General features: G+C 38.7%; 22 protein-coding genes. 7 read left to right on the forward strand and 15 right to left on the reverse strand.

The window, feature by feature from the left end:
* Window positions 1-9 precede the first annotated feature (9 nt).
* Entirely contained in the window at window positions 10-1575 is a 1566-nt protein-coding gene (locus FN756_RS12880; protein WP_142604520.1) for a TlpA family protein disulfide reductase, read from the forward strand.
* An 87-nt stretch (window positions 1576-1662) separates the two neighbouring features.
* On the opposite strand, the gene FN756_RS12885 is transcribed toward FN756_RS12880, so the two are convergent.
* Together FN756_RS12885 and FN756_RS12890 are read right to left on the reverse strand one after the other, a co-directional pair.
* Complete coding sequence (locus FN756_RS12885) at window positions 1663-1878, reverse strand: hypothetical protein (RefSeq protein WP_142604521.1); 216 nt, start codon at window positions 1876-1878, stop codon at window positions 1663-1665.
* A gap of 7 nt (window positions 1879-1885) precedes the next feature.
* Window positions 1886-2722, reverse strand: a complete 837-nt coding sequence (locus FN756_RS12890) for a rolling circle replication-associated protein (RefSeq protein WP_142604522.1) — start codon at window positions 2720-2722, stop codon at window positions 1886-1888.
* A gap of 84 nt (window positions 2723-2806) precedes the next feature.
* Between FN756_RS12890 and FN756_RS12895 the strand changes: the two genes are divergently transcribed.
* The 4 genes from FN756_RS12895 to FN756_RS12910 all read left to right on the forward strand — a co-directional run bounded on the left by FN756_RS12895 (window position 2807) and on the right by FN756_RS12910 (window position 8000).
* Window positions 2807-3139: a DUF4421 family protein gene (locus FN756_RS12895; RefSeq protein WP_142604523.1), complete on the forward strand. Its 333-nt coding sequence runs from the start codon at window positions 2807-2809 to the stop codon at window positions 3137-3139.
* 384 nt (window positions 3140-3523) lie between these two features.
* Window positions 3524-5368, forward strand: a complete 1845-nt coding sequence (locus FN756_RS12900; protein ID WP_142604524.1) for a glycoside hydrolase family 15 protein — start codon at window positions 3524-3526, stop codon at window positions 5366-5368.
* Window positions 5369-5428: 60 nt separating this feature from the next.
* Window positions 5429-7519, forward strand: a complete 2091-nt coding sequence (gene tkt, locus FN756_RS12905; protein WP_142604525.1) for a transketolase — start codon at window positions 5429-5431, stop codon at window positions 7517-7519.
* Window positions 7512-8000 carry an RpiB/LacA/LacB family sugar-phosphate isomerase gene (locus FN756_RS12910; protein WP_142604526.1) on the forward strand — a complete coding sequence of 163 codons (489 nt, stop codon included), beginning with the start codon at window positions 7512-7514 and terminating at the stop codon, window positions 7998-8000. The genes tkt and FN756_RS12910 overlap by 8 nt, the downstream gene beginning before the upstream one ends.
* A 22-nt stretch (window positions 8001-8022) precedes the next feature.
* On the opposite strand, the gene pgl is transcribed toward FN756_RS12910, so the two are convergent.
* The 3 genes from pgl to gndA are packed head-to-tail and all read right to left on the reverse strand — an operon-like array spanning window position 8023 to window position 11702.
* Window positions 8023-8772, reverse strand: coding sequence for a 6-phosphogluconolactonase (gene pgl / locus FN756_RS12915; RefSeq protein ID WP_185955285.1), 750 nt, complete (start codon window positions 8770-8772; stop codon window positions 8023-8025).
* Between the two features lies 1 nt (window position 8773).
* Complete coding sequence (zwf, locus tag FN756_RS12920; protein ID WP_142604528.1) at window positions 8774-10279, reverse strand: glucose-6-phosphate dehydrogenase; 1506 nt, start codon at window positions 10277-10279, stop codon at window positions 8774-8776.
* Between the two features lie 4 nt (window positions 10280-10283).
* Window positions 10284-11702, reverse strand: coding sequence for an NADP-dependent phosphogluconate dehydrogenase (gene gndA, locus FN756_RS12925; RefSeq protein ID WP_142604529.1), 1419 nt, complete (start codon window positions 11700-11702; stop codon window positions 10284-10286).
* Between the two features lie 699 nt (window positions 11703-12401).
* Here gndA and FN756_RS12930 point away from each other — a divergent pair.
* Window positions 12402-12944, forward strand: a complete 543-nt coding sequence (locus FN756_RS12930; RefSeq protein ID WP_142604530.1) for a hypothetical protein — start codon at window positions 12402-12404, stop codon at window positions 12942-12944.
* 116 nt (window positions 12945-13060) lie between these two features.
* On the opposite strand, the gene FN756_RS12935 is transcribed toward FN756_RS12930, so the two are convergent.
* Window positions 13061-13210 carry a lmo0937 family membrane protein gene (locus FN756_RS12935; protein ID WP_142604531.1) on the reverse strand — a complete coding sequence of 50 codons (150 nt, stop codon included), beginning with the start codon at window positions 13208-13210 and terminating at the stop codon, window positions 13061-13063.
* An 814-nt stretch (window positions 13211-14024) separates the two neighbouring features.
* Here FN756_RS12935 and FN756_RS12940 point away from each other — a divergent pair.
* Window positions 14025-15659 (forward strand): ABC-F family ATP-binding cassette domain-containing protein, encoded by a 1635-nt coding sequence (locus FN756_RS12940; protein ID WP_142604532.1) that lies wholly within the window; start codon window positions 14025-14027, stop codon window positions 15657-15659.
* A gap of 714 nt (window positions 15660-16373) precedes the next feature.
* Here the strand turns inward: FN756_RS12940 and FN756_RS12950 are convergent.
* The 9 genes from FN756_RS12950 to FN756_RS12990 form a co-directional block, all read right to left on the reverse strand.
* Window positions 16374-17504: a DUF998 domain-containing protein gene (locus tag FN756_RS12950; RefSeq protein WP_142604534.1), complete on the reverse strand. Its 1131-nt coding sequence runs from the start codon at window positions 17502-17504 to the stop codon at window positions 16374-16376.
* Window positions 17505-17604: 100 nt separating this feature from the next.
* Complete coding sequence (locus FN756_RS12955) at window positions 17605-18474, reverse strand: CPBP family intramembrane glutamic endopeptidase (RefSeq protein WP_142604535.1); 870 nt, start codon at window positions 18472-18474, stop codon at window positions 17605-17607.
* Between the two features lie 125 nt (window positions 18475-18599).
* A complete protein-coding gene (locus FN756_RS14800) occupies window positions 18600-18890 on the reverse strand; it encodes a homing endonuclease associated repeat-containing protein (protein ID WP_221929064.1) in 291 nt (96 codons plus the stop codon).
* Window positions 18891-19055: 165 nt separating this feature from the next.
* A complete protein-coding gene (locus tag FN756_RS12960; protein ID WP_246085474.1) occupies window positions 19056-19877 on the reverse strand; it encodes an alpha/beta fold hydrolase in 822 nt (273 codons plus the stop codon).
* 607 nt (window positions 19878-20484) lie between these two features.
* Window positions 20485-20787 carry a type II toxin-antitoxin system RelE/ParE family toxin gene (locus tag FN756_RS12965; RefSeq protein ID WP_142604537.1) on the reverse strand — a complete coding sequence of 101 codons (303 nt, stop codon included), beginning with the start codon at window positions 20785-20787 and terminating at the stop codon, window positions 20485-20487.
* Window positions 20784-21026, reverse strand: a complete 243-nt coding sequence (locus FN756_RS12970) for a type II toxin-antitoxin system ParD family antitoxin (protein ID WP_142604538.1) — start codon at window positions 21024-21026, stop codon at window positions 20784-20786. The genes FN756_RS12965 and FN756_RS12970 overlap by 4 nt, the downstream gene beginning before the upstream one ends.
* A gap of 522 nt (window positions 21027-21548) precedes the next feature.
* On the reverse strand, window positions 21549-23111 hold the full coding sequence (locus tag FN756_RS12980) for an arylsulfatase (protein WP_142604540.1): 1563 nt from the start codon (window positions 23109-23111) through the stop codon (window positions 21549-21551).
* A gap of 177 nt (window positions 23112-23288) precedes the next feature.
* The gene (gene ltrA, locus FN756_RS12985; RefSeq protein ID WP_142604541.1) at window positions 23289-24512 is read right to left on the reverse strand and encodes a group II intron reverse transcriptase/maturase; all 1224 of its coding nucleotides are present in this window, start codon (window positions 24510-24512) and stop codon (window positions 23289-23291) included.
* Window positions 24513-24896: 384 nt separating this feature from the next.
* The gene (locus FN756_RS12990; protein ID WP_142604542.1) at window positions 24897-25670 is read right to left on the reverse strand and encodes an FEKKY domain-containing protein; all 774 of its coding nucleotides are present in this window, start codon (window positions 25668-25670) and stop codon (window positions 24897-24899) included.
* Between the last annotated feature and the right edge of the window lie 260 nt (window positions 25671-25930).

Consider the following 25930-nt stretch of genomic DNA (forward strand, 5'->3'; position numbering starts at 1 on the left):
CTAAACATTATGAAAAAACTGTTTCAACTTTTTAGCCTTTGGCTGTTATTTCCACTGACTGCTGTTGCACAAGACAGCGTAACCATTTCAGGAAAAATCAGAAATTTTGAAAAGTATAAAGAAGATAATATCATCCAGATTTATGTAAAAGATATTGTTTTAGATAACGTGATTTTATACGGTTCAAAAATTAATCCGGATGGAACTTTTAAAATATCGTTTCCAAAAGACTCTCCTCAACACATCTTTTTTAGATGTATTCTTGACTATCCTATTTCTTTATTAGTGAATCCGGGCGATAAAGTATTTGTATCCATGGATGCGAAGAATGCAGAAAACAGTCTTGAGTTTAGTGGAGATGGGGCCCAAACAAATAAAGTGCTTACTCCTTTTTATAGGAAGTTCACTGAATACGTGGGAGTCAATATGACAGTTTTTCAAAGTTGTCGAAAAGACAGTTCTGCCGCCGTGTTTAAAAAATACAGGTATAATATGTTGGCGGAACAAACTTCTTTTTACAATCAGTTTGTGAAAGAATATAAAACTACACCTCAATTTAAGCAATGGGCTAAGTATTTTTTAGAATATCAATGTGCCGCTGATTTAATGAGCTACAGGTGGGAGCATGAGCCGGAAATTGATCCCCGATCTGATTACTTTGATTTTTTTGAACGGTTTAAACTGAATAACCCTGAGGCTGCAATTAGCACTTCTTATGGTGAATACTTGCATGATTACGGAAATCATATCATGATAAAAGTAATTCTGGAAGGCAGGAACAATGCTCCGGCTCCAGATTTCCACGTTTTAATTGATCGGGTGCTGGACTTGGCCAAAAACCTTAGCGATGAAGAGAAAGCGACATTGTTAAAGTTTAGAAAAAATGACAGTATAAATCTTGCTTCCAAAGATACGTTGATAGTAAAAAACGTATTCGAAAAAAACAAAGGGCTGCTTACGATCTCTCCCCCATTTGATGCCTTAACAAAAACATCGGGTTATTTAAGGGACGTATTAATGGCTAATTATTTGTACCACAATATAAAAAACAAGCAAAGTGATAAGATTGCTTATCAGATGGAACTATTTCAAAAATTGGTTAAAGATGAAAAAATCAAACATAAAATTTTAGCCGAATATAAAGCGGGGTTAGAAAACCTCAACCATCCCTCTTTTGCGGAGGGCATCTTGAAAAACCTGATTGAAAAATATAAAGGCAAGGTAATTTATATTGATTTCTGGGCAACCTGGTGCGGTCCCTGTCGTGAAGAAATGCCAAATTCTAATAAATTACATCATGAATTGAAAGACAAAGATGTGGTGTTTCTTTACCTGGGAAACCAGTCGGAAGAAAAAAAATGGAAATCCCTAATTGCTGAACTTAATATTCAAGGCGAGCATTACCTGTTAAACAATAATGAATACAATGAGCTAGCTGCCAAATTCAAAATCACGGGTATTCCGCATTATTTATTAATCGATAAACAGGGTAGGATTAGAGATGAGGATGCCAAGTTTCCTGGTATGCCTGAGTTAAAAACAGATATACTGGCTTTGCTAAACGAGAATATATAATCAATACATTTTTTTTGATCTCCTAAAAAAAAGAACCCGATACTCCTTTCAAAGTATTGGGTTCTTCAGAAATAGGATTATCAAATTCTATTTAAGAATCGCTGATACTTCATCACAGCTTTTACAGTAAAGCAAATAATCTAGGTCAATCAGCATAGGAAATTCTTTCCATCTTGCTTTATGAGGCTCTGGTAATTCGTTAAGTTGATAAGTTGTTCTTTGGCCTTGGCAGCTTGAACAAGTGTTCATATGAGCTTTCAGAAGATTCTGCATTGCTTTCATTTTTTTATTATTGATAGACATAATTGAATTAGTTTAAATTTTGTATTACAGTTTTATTTTTTCTACCTAATCGGTCGTAAAACCGAATAGTGGTTTTATCCAATGGGATGATGTGGAGATTACAATACTCTAGTGCTATCTCTTTGATCTCATCTTTTTTGACTTTATAGATGTTTTCCCAAAAGCTGTAATCTGAATAGAAGTCCGTATAGAGGGCTGAAATCTTTTTAGAGCAATTCCAGACTTGGCAATCAAATCCCTCAGAATTTTTAGTTATGTATTTCGTCAGATAAGTCCCGACTTGTTTAGGGTTCTTAGTTGATATGGATTTAACATCAAAAGCAGACGAGGGCTTGTAGTTTTCATCTCTGGGCGTAACCCCATGTTTGGCTTGAAGCTCTAGCCAATATTTCCATGTTTTTTCAATATTCCAATGCTTTTTGGTTATTAAGTGGAAATGAATGTTTCCTTCGAACACAGTATTCTTGTTTTGACGTTCAGCAACCCAGAGATATTGAAAGTCTTTACTACGTTTCTTCATGTTATCAAGAAACCTGCGAAGAATTGTAACCCCTGTTCTGTCATCCACTTTATTTACAAAAGTTAGGGTGACAAAGGTTAGCCGTTTGTAGAGTTGAGCCAATGCAAACAGTTTCTTTCGAATCTTGCTTTTAGTTCGAGAAGACATAACTCTAGGTTCTGCTTCTTTTTTCTCAATGGGCTCTTTTATGATCTCCTTTTTAGGCTCTTTTTTCTCTTGCTTCTTGCGATCTAAGGTCGAACCTGTAAAGGGCTGAATGAATAGAGATTTTCGCTTATGCCTACCTAGTACAGCACTGCAACCAAACGTATTTTTGACTAGCATGGAGTCTGAATCGTTGCAGTATTATTAAAACCATTAAAGGTTAATACTAAAGGTTGAGATTTAAAGGTTAGAGCGTAAATTCCGATGCCTAGCAAAACGGAAAGGAATGGCGGAATAAACGCACCCTTTTCGTACCCGGCTGCTTGTGTCCAAAATGACTGGCAAAAGAAATCAAGCGGAACACTGCTTTTAGGCGGCCAAACGTATTTTGGTAAATTAAAAGGAGACAGTACTATTATTCCTGCATTTAACTCCGGATCAGCCGGAATTGAAAACAATCGACTTATGCGTTTCTATGAGTTTGGGCCGAGTATAGGGTATACGTATACACTCGTCCTGAAACAGCATTTTTATGTAACCGGTTCCCTTTCCTTGGGTCTTGACTACGTAAAAATCAGCCTTGAAAATGATATTTAAAAAAAACAGTAGAGGGGGGCACTCCTAATTTATTTTCTCGTGTTTCTGCAGGATATAATGGGCTTTAAATGCCTTTTGGTTAAAATGATAAACTTCGTTTGAAAGATAAGGAAGACATACGTAAATTATACCTAAAACCATGCCGTACTCTCTATTTTTATCGTTACAAATTACTGATTATCAATTGAATTTCTCAACAATCAGAAGGACTTATGGGAATTAAAGTAACCTATTTTTTTAACTGCCTTGAAACTCCGATTCGAGATCAATACTCTTTACAATTGCAGAAATTGTGATACCTGTGAGCTGGACAGATGAAATCCTTAACACATTCTATTGAAAAAGATGTTACTTAAGTAAAATTTCAATTACAAACCTGCTAACATGGCCTATCAACCTATTGAAAATTATGGAATTGTGGGTGACCTAAATACTGTTGCGTTGATCAACTTAAACGGGTCTGTAGATTTTATGTGCTTTCCTAATTTTGACTCTCCCTCCATATTTGCGGCTTTATTGGATGAACATAAAGGTGGGCAGTTTGTAATCACACCTCAATTTGCTGAAATGAAGATGAAGCAGCTTTATTTACCAGACACCAATGTGCTGCTCACTCGTTTTTTATCAACAGATGGTGTAGGTGAGATTACTGATTTTATGCCGGTAGAAGAATTGTGCGATGGAAAACAATTAGTAAGAAGAGTAACAACCATTCGAGGAGAAGTACAATACCAAATGCGCTGCATGCCTAGGTTTAATTATGGTTTAGATAAACATACTACAGAACAGGTCTCTCCCAACGAAATCATTTTTAAAAGTATTGGCATTATTTCAATGGCAATCAGGCTTAGAAGTTCCATCCCAATTTTTATTGAAAACAACAACGCTATTGTTGGCTTCACCTTAAAAGCGAATGAAACAGCCGATTTCCTGCTAGAGCATATTGACAAAGAACATGATTATGAAAGGCTTTTTAAAGAATTTATAACTGAGTCACTGTTCAAAACCATTAACTATTGGAAAGGATGGGTGGCTCAATCCAATTACAACGGACGCTGGAGAGAGATTGTGAATCGATCCGCTTTGGTTTTAAAATTGCTTACCTCATTTCAATATGGTTCAATTCTGGCAGCCCCCACATTTGGTCTTCCGGAAACAGTTGGAGGAAGAAGAAATTGGGATTACCGATATACCTGGATAAGAGATGCTTCATTTACTATATACGCTTTTATTAGGCTCGGCTACACTAAAGAAGCAGGAGCGTTTATGCATTGGATCGATAAACTTTGTACTGATATAAAGGAACAAAATCAATTAGGACTCATGTATTCAATTGATGGAACCTGCCCATTGGAGGAAAAGAATCTTGATCATTTCGAAGGTTATAAACAATCCAAGCCCGTAAGAATTGGTAATGATGCGTATAGTCAACTGCAACTTGATATTTACGGAGAATTATTAGATGCTGTTTATTTGTACAATAAATATGGTGAACCAATTTCTTATGATTTTTGGAAGAATTTAGAAAAACAAGTAGACTGGTTAGCTCAAAACTGGCAACAAGCTGATGAAGGAATTTGGGAAGTCCGTGGAGGGAGAAAAGATTTTCTCTACTCCAGACTTATGTGTTGGGTAGCCTTTGATCGAGCCATTAAAATAGCCGATCAACGCTCCTTCCCGCTTAATGAAAACTGGATTAAGTCACGCGACCAAATACATAACAATATCTTTAATGATTTCTGGAATGAAGAACAAAAAGCCTTTGTACAATATAAAGGAGCAAGCAACGTAGATGCGTCTTCATTATTAATGCCCTTAATGCGAATTATCAGTCCCAATGATCCACGTTGGTTGTCAAGCCTAAAAAAGATTGAAAAAGAGCTGATTTCCGATTCGTTGGTTTATCGGTACAAACCTGAAACAGCAGCCAATGATGGCTTTTTAAGTCGAGAGGGAACATTTTCAATGTGCACTTTTTGGTATGTAGAGTGCCTGGCGGGCTCAGGACAGCTAGAGAAATCAAGGTTTTATTTTGAGAAGATGCTTGGTTACGCTAATCATTTAGGCTTGTATGCTGAGCAGCTCGGTTTTGAAGGCGAACATTTGGGTAATTTCCCTCAAGCCTTTACGCATTTGGGGTTGATTAGCGCCGCCATTAAGCTTGACTCCCAACTCAATGACAGCCGAAATAAAAACAAAACTGATAATGACAATAGCTTTCCAATATGAATCCCCTTCCATATGAAAGGCGAGTGGATATTGCGTAACTATTATTAATTATACAATACTATGGAAACACCAACGAAGCCTACACCTTCATCCGAAAAGTTGGATCAACAGTGCATCAACACGATTCGTTTTTTGTCGGTTGACGCCGTACAAAAAGCAAACAGTGGTCACCCCGGTTTGCCTTTGGGTGCCGCCCCTATGGCATATACTCTTTGGACCAGATTTCTCAAGCACAATCCGACAAATCCACATTGGTTTGACCGCGACCGATTTGTATTATCAGCCGGTCATGGTTCAATGTTATTATACAGTTTATTACATCTCACCGGTTATAATTTGCCGCTGGAAGAAATAAAATTGTTTCGGCAATGGGGAAGTAAAGCTCCAGGACATCCTGAAAGAGGTTTAACGCCAGGTGTTGAAACCACAACGGGTCCGCTTGGACAAGGGTTTGCAAATGGTGTGGGTATGGCCATTGCTGAAGCGTATCTAGCCGCGCGTTATAATAAACCAGGATTTGAAATCATTAATCATTATACCTATGTACTTTTAAGCGATGGAGATTTGATGGAAGGAGTAGCTTCGGAAGCTGCTTCACTTGCAGGACATTTAAAACTAAGCAAATTGATTTATCTCTATGATAGTAATCACATCACACTTGCATCAGCAACCCCTGTAACATTTACTGAAAATCAGGCGCAACGATTTGAAGCGTACGCATGGCATACACAATCTGTTGAAGATGGAAATGATTTGGAAGCCATCAGCAATGCCATTGTTGCGGCTCAAAAAGAGACGGAACGTCCATCAATAATCTTCATTCGAACGCATATTGGTTATGGTTCACCGAATAAGCAGGATACTTGTGCAGCTCACGGTTCTCCTTTAGGAATAGAGGAAGTTAAACTAACAAAGGAAAAACTTGGATGGCAAGTCGAACCCGCCTTTCTTATTCCAGAAGAAGCATTGAAGAATTTTCGTAAAGCGGTTGAGTTAGGCAAACAATTGGAAACGAAATGGGAAAATAAATTTTCATTGTATGAAAAAGAACATCCGGAATCTGCATCAGAACTTCTTGGTCTCATCCACGGGAAACTATCAATTAATTGGGATGCGAATATTCCTGAATTCCCTGCGGATGAAAAAGGAATTGCATCTCGTGTTGCTTCGGGAAAAATCATGCAGGCTTTCTTTGAAATGATTCCCGGTTTTATTGGTGGATCTGCCGACCTAAATTCTTCCACACATACGGAATTAAAAAATGTCGGAAATTTTGAAAACCCGTCCATGGCGGTGGGTGATTTGCAAGGATCGGCCGAAGGTGGCTGGAGTTATGCCGGACGTAATTTACAATTTGGAGTTCGTGAACATGGAATGGCTTCTATTTCAAATGGTATGGCAGCGCATGGTGGCCTTATTCCATTCTGTTCAACTTTCCTTACCTTTTCAGATTATATGCGTCCTGCAATTCGTCTCGCTGCATTAATGGAATTAAACTTAATTTATGTTTTCACACATGATAGTATAGCCATGGGCGAAGATGGACCAACACATCAGCCGATTGAACATCTTGCAAGTCTAAGAGCTATTCCGAACCTGATTGTTATTCGTCCGAATGATGCCAATGAAACTGCAATGGCATGGCGTATAGCAATTGAATCTCGCAAAGCTCCGGTGGCATTGATTTTATCTCGCCAGGATTTACCAACTCTGGACAGAACGAAGTTTGCTTCAGCGGAAGGACTTCGTTTTGGTGCATACATTTTGTCGGATGTGGCGGATGCAAATCCGGAAATTATTTTAATTGCGAGCGGATCTGAAGTGGACCTGATAGTAAAAGCAAAACAAAAATTAATCGAACATAATATTTTGGTTCGTCTTGTTTCAATGCCGAGTTGGGAATTATTTGAAACACAAAAACAAGAATACAAGGATTCAGTTTTTCTTCCATCAGTTAAAACAAGAATTTCTGTTGAAGCAGGTGTATCACAAGGTTGGCATCGTTACGTTGGGGATTGTGGAGAAGTAATTGGCATTAACTCATTTGGTGCATCTGCTCCTGGAGGAGTAATGATGCATGAATACGGATTTACAGTTGAACATATTTGTGATTGCGCAATTGCTTTATTAAAAAAGAACAATCATGATTAAGACAGATTCAAAATCATCTTACAATCAGAAACAAATTGGCGTTGCTTCAGATCACGCAGGATTTGAATTGAAACAATATTTAAAGAAAATTTTACTTGATACAGGATATGAAGTTAGGGATTTTGGCAACATCCAAATGCAACCCAATGATGATTATCCAGACTACATTATACCACTCGCACGAGCAATAGCTGAGGGAAGTGTTACCCGTGGAATTGCGATTTGCGGAAGTGGCGTTGGTGCTTGTGTTGCTGCAAACAAAATAGCAGGAGTAAGAGCATGCCTGATTCATGAGAAGTTTTCCGCACATCAGGGAGTTGAAGACGATGATATGAATATGATTTGTTTGGGAGGAAGGGTGATTGATCAATCACTTGCATGGGAATTAACTTCCATATTTCTTTCAGCAAAATTTAGTAAAGAAAAAAGACATATTCGTCGTCTTAAAAAAATTACTGCACTGGAGAACGGTCAAAAATAAAACAGCATTTCGTCCTCGTAATCTAGTTTTTGATCGTAATTAATGATGCCGAAGCACGATCAACAAACCAGTATAATTCACCATTCACAGGTTGGATAAGGTGCGCAGGAATTTTATCCGGGCGATAAGCAGCAGTTAAAACTTCTTTTAAGATCACCGCTTTATTTTCTCCATTTACTAAAAAAAGAATTGCACCCGACTGGTTAATCAATGGTGCAGTCATCGTGATACGAAACATTTTTTCTTCTTCAACATACACTGCCCTTATACCTACGGTTTGTTCATAAATAACATTTGTTCCGGGAAAGAGGGAAGCTGTATGTCCGTTCTCTCCAAGTCCCAGCAGCATGAGATCAAATCGAGGGGTTTCTTTTCCAAAAAAACAGTTTACTTCTTTTTCATAGTTAATTGCCGCTTCTTCAGGAGATAAATTCACAGGTATGGCATAAATGTTCGCTTTTGGAATATCAATTTTATCAAGAAGAGTTATTTTTGCCTGATGCGCATTATTCTGCGTATCATTCAAAGACACACATCGCTCATCACCCCAAAAGACAACTGTTTTTTCCCATTCCACTTGCTCACGAAATGGAGATTCCGATAAAAGCGAATACAATCCTTGTGGTGTAGTTCCGCCTGAAAGTGAAACAACAAATCTGCCTCTTGCAGCTATGGATTTTCTACTAATGTCAATAAAAAACTCAGCAGCTGCTTTGCACAGTTCATCTGCTGTTTGAAAAACTTTAAGGTGGTATGTTGAATCAGCTGTCATTTTATTCCTGAGGCATAACAATCCAACTGTGTCCGTCTTTTGCAATGAGTGCTTCAGCATCTTCCGGTCCCTGAGTTCCGGCTTCATAGTTCGGGAAGTTCACAGAAGGATTCCTATCCCATGAATTGATAACCGGCATAAGCGTCTTCCATGCAGCTTCTACCTGATCAGAGCGCATAAACAAGGTAGAGTCGCCTTCCATAATATCCAGCAACAATGTTTCATATGCTTCTGGTGTTCCCGATGTATAGGATTCGTTATAGTTGAACTGCATATCAACAGGATATAGAAGCATAGTAAGTCCCGGACGCTTTGCCTGGAATCGCATACGGATTCCCATGTGTGGTTGTATATTCAATACGAGCCTGTTGGGTTGCCAGTAACCTGTGGCTTCCGGTGGAAATGATTGATGTGGTACCGGCTTGAATTGTATCGTGATCACTGAATTTGTTTCATTCATTCGTTTACCCGTTCGCAGATAAAAAGGAACGCCTTGCCACCTCCAGTTGTCAATGAATAATTTTAGTGCAGCAAAAGTTTCTTTCGTTGAATCTTTACTCACATCGTTCTCTTCTCTATAACCTTTTGCCTTTTTTCCCTTAATCCATCCCGCTCCATATTGTCCGCGTACTGCAAACTGACGAACTCCTTCCGGACGAATTTTTCGTAAGGCGTTCAACACATCTACCTTTCGATTGCGTACTTCATCTGCTTCAAAAGAAACAGGAGGTTCCATGGTAACCAGACAGAGCAACTGCAAGAGGTGATTTTGTATCATATCACGAAGTGCACCGGCAGTTTCATAATAGTTTCCTCTGTTCTCTACGCCTAATTGTTCAGCTACCGTTATCTGAACATGATCAATGTAATTACGGTTCCATATGGGTTCAAACAGGGCATTGGCAAACCGAAAGGCGAGAATATTCTGTACGGTTTCTTTTCCCAGATAATGATCAATACGATAAATCTGTGATTCATCAAAAATGGTATGCAGTAAATTATTCAGATGTTTGGCGCTTTCAAGATCGTGGCCGAAAGGTTTTTCAATGACAATGCGGCTTTGCAATTTATTGTCGGCCAGCCCCGAACTGCCTAACTTCAATGCTATTTCCTCAAAAAAAATTGGGGGAACCGCAAGATAAAAAATGAGATTCGCAGTTACTTTCCATTTTTTTTCAAATAGATTTATTTGTTTTTCTATAGCTCTATATGTAGAGACGTTATTAAAATCACCACTCTGGTAGCTAAGACACTTTTCGAATTGATCCCAATCATTTTTTTTTGATTCACCTCTCCTGGAAAACTTGTCTAAACCTTCACGCAAATGTTTCTGAAATTCATTTCCGGTATTTTCTTGTCGACCAACTCCGATCACTGCAAATTCATCTGGTATCCATTTATCCAACCACAGATTATAAATCGCAGGAATCAATTTACGCCATGTTAAATCACCGGTGGCACCAAGAATAATAATGATGGTTGGTTTTACCTTAGTTGTTTGTTCCATTTTATTATTTCCTTTGATTCCAATGCGTGTGAAACACTCCTTCTTTATCGTTACGTTTATAGGTATGTGCACCAAAGTAATCACGCTGTGCCTGAATTAAATTGGCGGGCAGCCACCCACTACAGTAACTATCGTAATAAGCCAATGAGCCCATCATCGCAGGAAGAGGAATTCCGGTTTCTACTCCGATTTGAATTACTTTACGAATACCAATTTGTGAGTGGATTAATTTTGTTGAAAACAGGTCACTCAACAAAAGGTTTGATAAATTAGGTTGCTGCGTAAAAGCCAAACCTATATCTTCTAATAAGAAAGAACGGATGATGCATCCCCCTCTCCAGATTTTCGCAATGTCAGCTAATTTTAAATCGTATTTATATGCTTGGGAAGCTCGGTTCAATAATTCCATCCCTTGAGCGTAAGTAGTGATCATCGAAAAATAAAGGGCTTGTTCTAACCAGCCTACTAATTCATTTTTGTTTCCGCTGAACTTGATTTCCTCATTCGTGAGCTTTAATTCTGCAGCTTGACGTTCTATTTTGTAAACCGATAAGTCGCGCATGGAAACGGCAATATCAATAACAGGAAGTGGCACTTGTAATTTCATTCCATCTTCGGAAGTCCATCCCCCGGTGCCTTTTTGCTGAGCACTATCAAGTATCATATCGATGAGACGGTTTTTTGTCAGCTCATCATTCTGTTTAAAAATATCAGCAGTAATTTCTATCAGAAATGATTGTACAATGCCTTCATTCCATATTGAATATATTTTATGCAGTTCATCATTATTAAATCCTCCTGCTTTTTTTAACAAATGATAGGTTTCAGCGATGAGTTGCATCAATCCATATTCAATTCCATTATGCACCATTTTTACATAGTGTCCTGTAGAACCAGGTCCCAGCCATGTTACACAAGGTTCATTATTCACTTTGGCAGAAATAGATTCCAGCATCGTTGAAACTCGTTCATACACACTTTTTGCCCCTCCTGGCATGATACTCGGACCATAGCGCGCCCCAGATTCTCCTCCTGAAATACCTACTCCCATGAAATGAATTTTTGATTTTGCTAATTCATCAATCCTTTCATTGGTATCAGTGAAATGAGAATTACCGCAATCCATCAATAAATCATTTTCAGATAAAACCGGTTTTAGTTCATTGATTACCTCATCTACTACTTTTCCGGCAGGAACAAGTAACAGGATTACCCTCGGTTTTTTCAATCCATTCACAAACTCCTTTAGTTTTGATGTGCCCCTTATAGTTGGATCTCCGGCCTCTTTGTTCAATAATTCGACCTGTGAATTATTTTTATCAAAACCAATCACATTATATCCGTGATCGTTCATATTGAAAACCAGATTACGGCCCATAGTTCCCAAACCAATTATTCCGAAATCAAATTTTTGCTCTGTCATTTTTTTGTTCTTATCATGACTCATCAAAAATTACTCCACTCCGAAATCCTGCCGGATTAATAGCGCGGCTTGAGGCTAAAGTCTTTTCGTTAACAAATTCTGAAATAATTATAACCTAATCGAGTGAGGAGTGAATGACCTAATACCAGATAATCTCTTTTTGTTGGGTTCAAAATTTGGCTACTCCCCTACTTATCATCTATTTGAAGTTGGTGAAATTCTTCGTCCATAAAATTAGAGCATTTTGTAAATTTATATAGCAAATACCCCTAAGTTAAATGAATGCTTTTTTAAGGTTTGTTATCATATTGTTTTACTAATCTAAATTGACTTGACAACGATAATTAAAAAGCCCAGCCAATTCACCTACAAAATCAAACAAAACATTTATCAAATTGGGACTAATAAATATTCGATTGAATATTATGACCCTTTAGGTGTTCACGTTATTACCTTGGTATTGACCATTCCAGAAGAAGCCAAGAGGAATGGATAAAGTACAAAGTGAATGAATTGTATCAGAAGGTCACAACCTAATTTTAAGAAAAAAGATCAAACTCCGAAGTTGCTTATCCTAATAGAAAAAATACCTGACTTTTTCAACAAACAAGCAACTTTCAGATTGAGTTAGCTGTGGTTTTCGGCCTATCGGGTTTTTCGGCTTCTTCAACAAAAAGGAGTCAAAAGAAGAAAAGGGAAGTGAGCAGCATTTCGGACTGGCAAAAAGTTCATGCTAATTTTCCCAAGGAAACCCGAAGCCGCATCCGTAAGGCCGAAAAGAACATTCAAATTAAGCAAGACCTTTCGCCTGAAGCCTTTTATCAATACCATGAGCACATCTTAAAAAAGATAGGAAAGAAAATCAATTACTCTTATAAACTGTTTAAACGTATTCATGATGCAGCGCTAAGGAATAACTGTGGTAAAATATCCTACGCGATTGATGAAAAAGGCACCATTCATTGTACTTCGTTTTTAGTATGGGATGCCGGTTGTACCTATGCCCTGCTAGGGGCTTTTGATAGGGATTGCAATCCGAGTGGTGCCTCCAGCTTGTTATATTTTGAGGAAATCAAGTTTGCCTCCCAATTTGCGGATAACTACAATTTGGGTTGTACCATGAATAAAACCCTGGGGTATGCTAAAGGACGCTTGGGTGCTACTTTATTATCTTATCATCATATATCAAAGCAAAAATCAATCTTACTTAAGTTTGCTCAACTATTAACCCAAGATTTTTGATCGAAATTTCATCGTAAATCCAGATTGGGATAAAGGGACCAAATACCTCAACTTACAGCTGAATAGCAATTACAGAAGAATGTGATCCCGGAGTGGCTTTATCAGCTTTCTATTTTCTATGTCGATTTGTCTAAAAACGATAAAAGAAGCGATATTACTGCAAGTACTAGTAATATATGTATAATATTACCGTAGTTCCCCACGGTTAAACCAAGAAGCCATCCTATAACAAGGATTACAGCAACTATATACAAAATTCTTCTCATAGTAAGTGTTTATAAATTAGATAGTTGAATATAATAATTTAAACGAAAATTTTAAATTATATTTATAAAATATATTGATAATGAATGATTTGTAAAAAACATGGAAAGTATTAATGAAGGATTAGTTTCAGCGTTGAATGATCTCATTAAAATTAATTTTCATTATATAAATGAAAGGATCATGCCATTCTTCTATTAGGTAAATCTTTTTCACGGATGTCAAATCCTATTCTAGTCTCAATTTTTTACTAAAATATCTGATTTCAATGTCCAGACAATTTTGTTTCAAGTCCTGATAACATAACACATGATAAATAGGTTCCCTTTATGTCTACCAGAAGGTGTAGGTAAGATTGATTCTCGAATCATATCTCAAACAATAAATACGACAGTTTAAAAGAATTAATTAAAAATATCATTCTAAATTCTTAGATTGTTTATAGTTATTGCATGCTTTTTGAATCGAACTAAAAATTGCAGAATACCACGTAAACGGATAGGACAACTTCTCCAAGTTTATTGAACAAAGAATAAGAACAGCCAATATTAGCTGAAAACGCAGTTTTTTTTAAGACATTATTGATCCTGCACAAAAAATACAAAAACCGCATTTTCAGCTAGAAAAATGCGGTTTTTTTATTAAACAAAACCATCACTTCCTCTTTTCAAGGTAAAAAACCGCCATTTCAGTGGCCATAACTTAAACATAACGAAGCACATGCCTTCTCTTTTTAAACTTACAAGCCTACATTTCTCTCACTATAACCAATGTCTTTCCCTTATCTTTGCCAACAAAATTTAATATTCCCATACTTTGATTAATGTAAATAACATATCCGTTTCATTTGGCGGAACCACACTATTTAGTGACGTAACCTTTTCGATAAACGAGAATGATAAGATTGCCCTAATGGGCAAGAATGGTGCAGGCAAGTCGACCATCTTAAAGATTATTGCCAATGCGGCTAGGCCTACTTCCGGTACCGTAACCGGTCCCAAAGACGCGGTAATAGCGTATTTGCCGCAGCATTTGCTTACTCAGGATAATGTTACCGTATTTGAAGAAGCCATGAAAGCCTTCGATGAGGTAAACCAGATGCAAAAAGAGCTTGATGGGTTGAATGAACAACTGACTATTCGTACCGATTACGAAAGTGCTGACTACATGAAGCTGATCGAACGCATGTCGGAACTGAGTGAAAAATTTTATTCAATTGAAGAAACTAATTATGATGCAGAGGTAGAAAAGGTGCTGAAAGGCTTAGGCTTCGAGCGCGAGGATTTTACTCGTCAAACGTCTGAGTTTTCGGGTGGATGGCGCATGCGTATCGAGTTGGCTAAAATTCTGTTAAAGAAACCTGATCTCATCTTACTTGATGAGCCTACCAACCATATGGATATCGAAAGCATACAATGGTTGGAAGATTTTTTGATCAACTCGGCAAAGGCGGTTATGGTGATCTCGCACGACCGTGCTTTTGTAGATAACATTACCAATCGTACCATTGAGGTTACCATGGGTAGAATATATGATTACAAAGCCAAATACAGTCATTATCTTCAGTTACGTGCTGAGCGTCGGGTGCACCAACTGAAAGCTTACGAGGAACAACAACGTTTTATAGCAGATAACCAAGAATTTATAGACCGATTCAGGGGAACCTACTCCAAAACTTTGCAGGTGCAATCACGTGTAAAGATGCTCGAAAAGCTCGAAATTATTGAGATTGATGAAGTGGATACTTCAGCATTGCGATTGAAGTTTCCTCCATCGCCACGTTCAGGCCAGTATCCGGTAATGGTAGAAGAACTGACCAAAACGTATGGAGATCACGTTGTGTTTGAAAAAGCATCGATGGTGATTGAACGAGGTGAAAAAGTAGCTTTTGTAGGTAAAAACGGTGAAGGTAAGTCGACAATGATCAAAGCCATCATGGGCGAGATTGATTTTGAAGGCGGATTAAAAGTAGGTCACAATGCTAAGATTGGCTACTTTGCCCAAAATCAGGCCGCTTTGCTGGATGAAAATTTAACCGTATTTGAAACCATTGACCAGATTCCGTTAAGCGATGGCACAATAAAAATCAAAGACCTTTTGGGTGCTTTTATGTTCAGTGGCGATGATACTACAAAAAAGGTGAAAGTGCTTTCAGGTGGCGAGAAAACACGCCTAGCCATGATAAAATTACTGTTGGAACCCGTAAATGTGTTGATTCTGGATGAGCCAACGAACCATTTGGACATGAAAACTAAAGACATTATCAAAGACGCCTTGAAGGATTTTGATGGAACTTTAATTTTAGTATCCCATGATCGGGATTTCTTGGATGGGCTGGTAAAGAAAGTATTCGAGTTTGGCAATAAACGCGTCCGTGAGCACTTTGAAGACATCAAGGGATTCTTAGCCTACAAGAAAATGGATAGTTTAAAAGAAATTGAACAAAACTAAAAGAGGTTTTACCCCATTAACAATAAAAGAAAGGCTTCCTCCCGAGCCGTAAACCCTACTTTCATTTGCTGTCAACCCTTGAGTTTTCAGTAAAACACGTATCAACAAAGAAGCCGCTGAAAATTGCACATTCAATTCTCAGCGGCTTCTTTTTGGGTGGATTGTCAACAGCTACGTTTGTTGGCCGATCCGCGTCCTTTGCGAAAGTTGATGCGTTGAAAAAAATCCCTCAAAAGCGTCGAATCTTTCAGGTTCCATGGCATTGGCAGCATTTCTTAAGGCTATTTTCAGCCGGGGTTACTTCCCTTAGGTAAACTCCAAATTCTCTGACATAAAAAAGCTCTTAGGAGATGTGCTTTAAGCAAAGAAAATATTCTGAACGGGGTTATCCCGATTGGATTCGGGATGCCGCCCCTGGAGACAAGGCAAATATCTCAAGCAGGATGGCGCTCGTGCTTTTAAAGCGACACTTTTTAAAACGGCCTTACAAAGTGCTTATTTAATTTAAGAAAAAGTTGAGAAAAGTGATAACGTTAGCCGAAGGAGCCAGTTTCTCCACAACAGATGGGATTACTGCTAACGGGTTGCAGCTAGGCGAAGTGCGGAATTTATTTGCACTCACTTTCTGCTGGCACAAATATAAATCAAAAGCACAACTCTTCCTGAAACTGCATTTGCAACTTGCACTAACTCCGCATTTTCGCTTAGGTGCTGTTATGCGTTCGTGCTACTATTCTCCAAATGCACAGTGCCAATAATCGATAATCTTTCAATCTTTAAAAGAACAAATGCGAACACAATTATCCACAACAAGAAAGCACCCATATTGATGCGTTCCCAAAGCCCAATATGGGGCGTTGGCAGATTTGCTTCTATGCCGGGAGATTCCATAAAGGTCAAAATACCAAATACAATAAAGACTAACCAAGTCGCGATGGTATAAATGCGAAACCGTTTTCCTAAAGCCGCTGCCCCGAACCCCATAAGAAATATATTGAAGAGTAGCGTCATCATTGCCCAAATGATATGCAAGGTGTCGGTCAGGGTTCCTCCCCCCGCTGCAATTACTTCACGCTGGTGCATCGGTGGCCAGTAGAAGTTCATAATACAGTATGCAATAATTAAATTTCCTGCAATCCGCAGTTGGCGGCTACGTCCTGATGATTTCAGCACTCCCCATCCAAAGGCAATCAAAAGCAGAAGATACAGCATTGCAAGCAACACCCATACTATTCTTGTCGAAGCACCTATTGCGGACAATTCGCTTACGGTCAAAGAAGCCATGCTGTATTCATCATACATCATTGGAACAAAAATATTTATTGCGACATACCATAGTGAAGAAAGGATGCCACAAGTGAGCAAAGCTTTTCGCATAATCGCTGTATCATGTCGCAAAACAATTAACGGGATAGTGACCACCAATCCCAGTAAAACCGGAAGTCCCCACATGGCGTGCAGCCAATGCAGTTCCTGTAGAATTATAATTTCTACAACGAACCAGATGAATAGTCCGCCTAAAGCAAGCCCCGCCATAAACCAGTCGGAAGCGGTTCTGCGAAGGACTGTAAAAAAAGCAAACGTGTTCAGGATACCCAATCCGAAGAGGATGATGCCGGGAATGAGGAAATCACGGAAGGCGCCATGCATCATACCAGCCGGCATATCCATGTATCTACCGTCCGGTGCCGCAAGGAGAAAGGCTCCGCCTAGCAAGCATCCTGCCCCCTCGTAACCAAGAACAATCAGCAGAGTAATCCGCTGCCATCTGGGTTGAGCAACCATCTTTTGTGCATGTTGTTCTTTTCTGCTGTATCCTTTTTTTATTAGCGGCAGTTTTTCCATCAGTTACAGCTTTACAATTCGTGTTCAGTTGTCAGTCTGAAATGCTTTAAATACTAATAATTCCGAACCCTTTAAGGGTTTAATTTAATAAAAAGTCTTTTCATTCAACTTTCTTTTTATTGTCGACTATGCCAATTATTATTACAATGCTCCAAAGCACAACTGCCCACAGTATATACCAAACCATACGTTCTTTGCCTGTTATTGAAATCGGCATGGAAAGCATCCAGAACATATCAAGGCTTGCATGCATCAACACAGCTATCAATAAACTTCCAGTATGCCTGTAAACCCATATCATAAGTATTCTAAAAGGTGGAAGAAAAGAGAAAAGCATTACCGGCAGGTATAAGAGTAAAGAGATACTTCCAGCTTCGGCAGCGCTTCCTAAATAATTTGAAAGCAAGTGCCATAATCCCCACATGATGCCCAGAGTAATACCTGCTTTTATAAGATTTTGATTTAGTATTAGCATTGGAGTTGTAAATCCTGTCCATCCAAGTTCTTCGACAAAGCCATTAAAAAGACCAAGCATAAAAACGAACAATACTAAGGTTATTTTATCACCTCCTGGTAATCCAAACGCCGAAGCTACAGGATTGTTACCGGAGTCGAATATACCCGGCATAAATACTGGGGAAAATAATGAAAGTGCAAAAAGTGCTGCGAAGACAGAAAGTGGAGCGATTAAAAGAGCAATTGCATACCACCTGGCAGGTATGCGCCATTTAAACAACCGGGAAAACAAATCCCGATAACCTTTCTTCCCATGATACAGTCCGGTCAAAAGAACTCCTGAAATCATGGGACCGGCTACTGTTAATAAATACAGAGGTAAAAAGGGGGCATTAGTTGGCTGAGAAGTAATTTTACTTGGACCACCAATAAGCAGCACAAGTCCTCCCCAGGAAATGATAAATGTTATGATGTAATAAGTAGCTTCCGGATATTTTATATCCAAATTTTTCATGAGTGCTTTATTTGCTTTGATCAACTTCTGCCATGCTTAAAGCACGGTAAATATTTGTTGCAAAATTACAGCGCTTGACTTCCAGTCAAATGACTATGATCAAAGCATGAGATGATAAATATTAGTCATTTCTTGCATAAGTTTGAAGCTCCGATGTAACGCAAGCATGACGCATAACGGTTTGCTGCTTGCCGAAGGCGGGGTTTAATCCAAACCTCTTCAAATAATTTACTTCTACTTGCTTCGAGTTGGGCAAGTTCTAATACTTTAAACCAAGAGCCAAATTTTCTCTGTAATGTAGATGGATGAAATTTACCATGTTCTTCATATTCAGAATGGTCACGGTATTCTTCTTTAATTTCGATGCAACATTTTGTATGTCGGCAATTAATTCTTCGTCCGGAGTATTCCGAGATATGTCTCTAATTTAAATTCCATTTATTGTGGGTGTAAGATGTGCGTTACTGTCCCCATTGCAAAAACGTATTTTAAAAGATAACACTTTTACCTTAAACCAAAACCCACCATTGCGCATGCATTTGTTAGCGGTTCGTGCTTCTCGCCAATCGGTGTCGGTCAGATTACTTTTTAGTCTTTTTGTCAAGAAACTTTTCAATCATTGGCACTACAAGATCGCTTTCTTTAAAGTCGGCTGTTATAGTTGTTACTTCTCCAATATATTCCCCGTGTCCGCCAGGAATAATAGCTAATTCCGAATTGGCAATTTGTCGGTGTAGTTCAATAGCATGTTCAGGTGTAATAACGTCATTGTCGCCAATGATGATTAAAGTTGGAACTACAATAGCTTTAATTTGCTCGTCTGGAATGTCTTTGAAGTTTACCATTCTTTTAACATCTCTGTCGTGCATGACTTGTAAACCATTTGTGTCTGCTGCTACTTTTTTGTAGCCGTCTTTTAGTTGTACTGGCATATTTTCTAACTTGGCTTGCGACATAAAACCCCAAAACCAGTCGGGAACTCCGTTGCGTTTGGCAAGTGCTGAACATAAAATAATTTTGTCCACTAATTCAGCGTGTCGAATAGCAATTTGTAAAGTCGTTGTTCCGCCGTTACTGAAACCTAAAAAGTCTGCTTTGTCAATGCCTAAATATTTGAGTAAAGCGGCAATATCGTCTGCATCTTGCTCAAATGTAAGGTCTGCGTTTCGGTCGCTTGTCCGTCCGTGAGATTGTAATTCAACAGCAACTACCTTTCGATTTTGAGATAATAACGGAATGATATTTTCAAAATTTGTCTGAATTGTAGAACCGCCACCGTGAACCAAAACAAGTGGTTTACCTTGTCCGTGAATTTCGTAATACATTTTTAGTCCATTCACTGATGCGTAACCGCTTGTGCTGTCTTGTTTTGTTTGATTTTCTATTGTCGTTTTAGAAGTCATTGCCTTTTTGTCTGCGTTGTTACAGCTTGAAATTACGAGCGATGTCAAGATTATTAAAATGGTCTGCTTTATCATCTATCAAAGTTATTTTTTAAAGCTCTTGTTGTTGTGTTGTTGTAAGCTCAGACAAAAGTTAACTTTAAATTGTAAAACATGAAAAAGAGTAAATTCACACCCGAACAAACTGCCCGGATTTTAAAGGAATTCGATCAGGGTAAATCCGTAGATCAAATCACCAGAGAGTATTAAAGGGTCTCAAAGCCCAGATCTTCATTAGTCAGGCCGAATTTATCGATTTGTTTTCGAATCCGTTTCACCATGCCCAGTTTTCTTTTTTGATCCAGAAACAAGTATCCTTCAGGGTTGATGTAACTTACAATTTTATGGGTAAGGATACTTATGCGCCTACCCCAAAGAAATCGGCCACAAAAAGCTCCTTAAAATAAAACAGGCGGTATCTTCTTAAAATGCCGCCTGTAATAGCCCCAATTCTTTCTTCGATAACCCCATAATAAACAGCACCGCCAGCTACCAAAGGTTCCGTTCAACACGGCTTTCATCGCATGCCTTGCGGACAAGACGAAAGCTTAGCTGTTATGGCAGTTTTTTATTTTAATCGTTTCTTTATATCCATTCTCTGATGCAGTATTCTGACGATTTCCACATTTTCATTCTCTACTTTTCTATAAAAAATCAGATGTGATTTTATTTTTGTCACTCTATAGTTTTTTCGAGTTTGTTCTGCAGATTTTCCAGTCTGATAATTGTCCGCTATAAATTCAATCTCTCCAATTATTAAGTCGTAATATCTGTCGGCTTGCTCTTTAGACCATTTGTGAAAAGTATAAACCCAAATATCATTTAAATCATCAATCGCTTGTTTACTTATTCGATATTTGTTTTTACTCATAAGTGTCGGCGATGTAGTTCGGTCAGATTTTGTTTTGGATCAAAATTCTCAACAAATCCGCTTTCTTCGCCGAATTCGAGAGCTTTAATCAATTCTCTTTCTTTTTTTTCTTCACGTTCTAATAAACGTAATGCTGAACGAATTACTTCGCTAACTGAACCATATCTGCCAGAATTTACTTCTTCTCTGATAAAATCCTCAAAATGATTTCCGAGTGATATTGAGGTGTTTTTTCCCATTTTGACTAAAATTTACTCAAATATACCAAATCTTGGTAACGTAGCCAAACGGCTTTTTGAGCAGTACCTGGAAGCGCCAAAAGCTGAAAGATTTGCAGCAAAACCTTAATATAAAGCCTGCCGATACCAAAGTAAAAAGCCTGTACCGAAGCTGCCCTTGTTGCAAAAGGCATACTGATCACCATTGAGTTGTTTGACAAGCGCGGCCCGCCGGCCCATTGGACTTTGGGCGCTCGCCAAAACTGTACTCCCCATATCAACTGATTTAACGGGTAAGGGACTTATGCGCCTACCCCAAAGAAATCGGCCTCAAAAAACTCCTTAAAATAAAACAGGCGGCATCTTCTTAAAATACCGCCTGTAATAGCCCCAATTCTTTCTTCGATAACCCCATAATAAACAGCACCGACAGCTACCAAAGGTTCCGTTCAACACGGCTTTCATCTCATGCCCTGCGGACAAGACGAAAGCTTAGTTGTTAGCGGTTCGTGCTTGTTTATTGTGACAAATTGTTGATGAAATTTATTTAGTTGTTGCATTCAGAGCGTTTTCAACCGCTTTGTTCAAGTCGAGTGATGCAGCAGCCTGACGTGGTGGGAAGTCTTTGAATGTTGCCATTAACTCATTTATATAGCCAATTGCAGGCTGTATAACCCACGATTTTTTCATGATGTGGCGGAAACCTGTTTCACCATCATAAACTTCAAAGGGATCTTTACGAAGGTTAAACAGCATAGGCATTGTATGTTTAACCATGTCTTCGTTATACTTTCCGTTTGGTTTTGTAGCAAATAGCAATTTCCATGGCCCTACCCTAATACCTGAAAGCGAACTTTCATACCAATAATAATAATAGTTTCGGGCACTTGTATCAGTTTTTCCTTCCCAATAATTAAGGTTGTTAATACCGTCTAGATAAACTTTATAGGTCATGTCGCCCACTATGTAGCCGTTTTTTAACTTCTCAGCAATCTTAGGTTCACCAACGGCAGCCATTACGGTAGGTAATATATCTTCGAGAGATGCAATGCCATTCCGATATTGACTCGCAGGAATATGTCCGGGCCAGCTTACCAGCAATGGCACTCGTACACCACCCTCCCAGGTTGTCATTTTTTCTCCGCGAAACATGGTCGTACCTGCATCGGGCCAGGTAGATTGTTCGGGGCCATTATCACTGGTATAGATAATAATTGTATTATCATCTACACCCAATTGTTTCAAGTAATCCAATAACTGACCTACTTGCATATCATGCTCCATAAGACCTGAGCCAAATTTGTCAACGTCTTCGCTAATAGGAGTGGCGAGATTCTCATGTTCCTTTTTCAGGTGTGTATATACATGCATCCTGCTACTATTAAACCAAAGAAAGAAAGGTTTATTAGCATCCACCGCTTTTTTCATAAATACTTTTGACCTTGCTACGCAGGTATCATCAAAAGATTCCATTCCAATAATTGTGAGCGGGCCAAGGTCTTTTACGGTTTGTTTTCCAATCTTTCCAAATCGGGGATCAGCAGTAGCATCATCTTTGTCAGATGCATAGGATTCAATAATGCCTCTTGGTCCATATTTGTTCTTAAATGCTTTTGAATTCGGATAATCGGGTTGCTGAGGTTCTTCCAATACATTTAGATGGTACAATATGCCATAGAACATATCGAAACCATGTACGGTTGGCAAATGCTCGTTGCGGTCGCCAAGGTGGTTTTTCCCAATTTGGCCAGTCATATAACCCATTGGCTTTAATAGGTTGGCTAAAGTAGGGTCTTCTTTTTTAAGGCCCAGTGGATTACCTGGCTGCCCTACTGTTGTTAACCCAGTACGAATGGGTAACTGTCCTGTAATTAAGGCAGCCCTGCCTGCAGTACAACTGGGTTGGGCATAACCGTCTGTAAATAAAATGCCCCCTTGAGCAATACGGTCAATATTGGGAGTTGGGTATTGCATACCATGAGAGTAACAACTCAGTGAATTGGGTGCAACATCATCTACCATAATAATTAAAATGTTCGGTTTCTTTTGTGCATACAACTGGGCTGCAGCAAAAAGAATAAAAGCATTGATGACTAATTTTTTCATGAGAAATTAAAGTTTTAATTTAATGCTATTTATTTTATCCATTATAATTTTTTTGTCCAATAGCATGACCGCTAATCGAGTCACTCAAGGGAATTGCACCCTCACGTTCTCACGGAACCGTGCTTGAGACTCTCACCTCACACGGCTCTTCTTGTTTATAAATCACAAATTAATAGCCTATGGATGTACCAATTGCCAATGCGGAAATAGCTGGGGGCTGGTTTTATACTTTTGTTTCAACCATTTAATTGAATCGTATTTGTATAAGCCTTTCTCCCATTTCACCCATTTTAATAGTCGTGCATTCAACTGATTCCAAACATAACGCATATGCCCATGTGAGAATTTATGAAAGTAATTCATGATTCCACGTATTATTGGACAGAGTTCTTTCGCTAGTTTTTCTATGCAAACTCTCCGTTTATGAATAGCTAACGATTTGAACTTTTGCAGTATAATCGTTCTGGATTTAGTGCTGATAAATACACTCGGTACCACTGAAATTTTGTCTTTGAACTTCACGCTATTGGGCCGTATGGTAAAACCTAGAAAATCGTAACTCTTCGGATATTTCTTTTCTGATTTCCCTCGCAAGTTTACGATCTTGGTCTTTATCGGATGCAAGGTAAGCTTACACGCTACCATACGTTGCGTAATTTTACCAAGTACAAATTGAGCTTGCTTTTCCGTTTTGCAATGCACTACAATATCATCCGCATAGCGTTCAAAGGGCTTTTCAGGATGCTCTTTTTCCATCCATTTGTCGAAAACTACATGCAGAAAAATATTCGCTAATAATGGACTGATCACTCCTCCTTGCGGTGTGCCAAGTTCTGTTTTCATGCAGTGTCCGTCTTGGCGAGCAACGCCTGCTTTTAACCATCTTGCTACATACAGCAGCACCCATTTTTCTTTGCAATAGTGGCTCACTGCTTTCATCAAAAGTTCATGGTCGATGGTATCAAAGAAGCCTTTGATGTCCAGATCTATCACAAAATCATGATTGAAGGAATTGCGGTTGGCTTGTGCCACCGCATCATGACAACTCCGATGCGGGCGATATCCGTACGAACTTTCGTGAAATAAGGGCTCTACCTGCTTTTCTAACTGGTGCTTTACTACTTCTTGGGCAATGCGGTCTAAAAGGGTGGGGATGCCTAATTGACGCACTCCTCCGGCTTTCTTCGCAATGTCTACTTGGCGTACAGGCCCGGGAAAATAACTGCCCGAGGTAAGTCTGTTCCATAGTTGGTAGAGTTCGGTTTTCTTGTATTTATCCAAGTATTCCCAACTCATCCCATCTATTCCCGAACTTCCTTTATTGGCCTTTACTTTTTTGTATGCCTGCCACACCATTACTTTGGTAATTGGTTGTGATTTTGTCTCAAAATAATCAATCATCCCATAACTGGTTGTAAATTGGTTTGAAACTAAACAAGCTAAGTCCTTCGCTCCAGTATCTTTCAATACCTTCCTCGCTACTACGGCTTAGTCTGCCACCGTTATCTCGCTTCATCCTTTTGCGTCTGTTTCCTCTCTCGATTTGGCAGAGCGATAACGATTTCACTTGTTCCATAAAACAGCCTGTATTGCATTCCTGCCAACTTTACCCCGGATGTTGCGTAACCAGTAATCAGGTTTCCGTTACACTTTGTCGCAAATACAAACGTAGCTACTTGCTTTCAACATCGTTTATTGCCCTTACGAGGCTTAATAGTTGGTTCAATTTATTCAGCTCTGCAATACGCACCTACAGTGGTCGTTCCCGCTGTTTTTCCTTATCGCTCACCACAAATCCGTTTCCATCATTTGCAGCATAAGGTTTTTTCTAATTAACTCTTTCATAGGATAAGTCGCCTTGAAAGTTGTATCATTTTCAAGTTCCAATATCATAAATGGTTGCCCGAGAAATTTTTTGTCCGTATGCTTAATTGCTTTTACAATATCAAAGTTGTATTTGGTGTCGATATTATTGTCCCAATAAACAACGATTTTGTTTTCGTCAAGTTTATATGGAAACATTAGCCAGCATTCTGGTGAATAAGAAACGGCTAAGGTGTCTTTGTATTGAAAATGCAACGCTAAAGAGGCACTACTGTCTTGAAGCTTTACCCAAGTGCTATAAGAATTATCTGCGACAATTTCTGATATGTTCTTAAATGAAAGTCTTTTTGTTGGCGTCTCTGTCTGTTCTGTCTCTGCTTTGTCAATGCTGTCGATTTGATTTCGAAACTTTATCCACCAGCCAGCACCAAACTTGCTTTCCAAATGGTCAACCATTTCCTCATTGTAATATTCTGTCCCATTTATAATGTCTGTTGTAACATTGCAACCGAATAGATAAAAGTTAAAGCCGTAGGAGTTTGCTAATTTTTGTTTTTGCTCAAAGTTCAATGGCATTTCTCCAATTTCAACAATTTGTATTTTTCCGTTTTTAATATCTTGTCCCGCAGACCAAAAGTTGTATGGCGTAAAAAGCCCAAATGCGAAACGAAGTCCGATATAAAGTCCACCGAAAAGTAGAATTGTCAAAAGTCCGTATGTGAATTTTCTTTTCAATGTTCTGTTTCTGTAGTTATTTAGGTGTCGTCCTAAAATGCCCTATAACGTTTGGGCGCTTGGCGCAGTGGCGGATTTCGGAGCACTAATCTGTCAATACACCACAAAAGTTGATGCGTGGTAGAATGTTCAATTAACCACGTCTCCCGCCATTGAGCCAAACCCGTGTTGAACTAAACCTTCGGTAGCCTTAACTGCGAAGATTGGTATCTTTGATAAACATATTAAAATATTCAATGATGACAAAAAAAGAGCATTGA

Origin of the sequence: Solitalea koreensis (assembly GCF_900182575.1) — a bacterium.
GTDB lineage: Bacteria > Bacteroidota > Bacteroidia > Sphingobacteriales > Sphingobacteriaceae > Solitalea > Solitalea koreensis.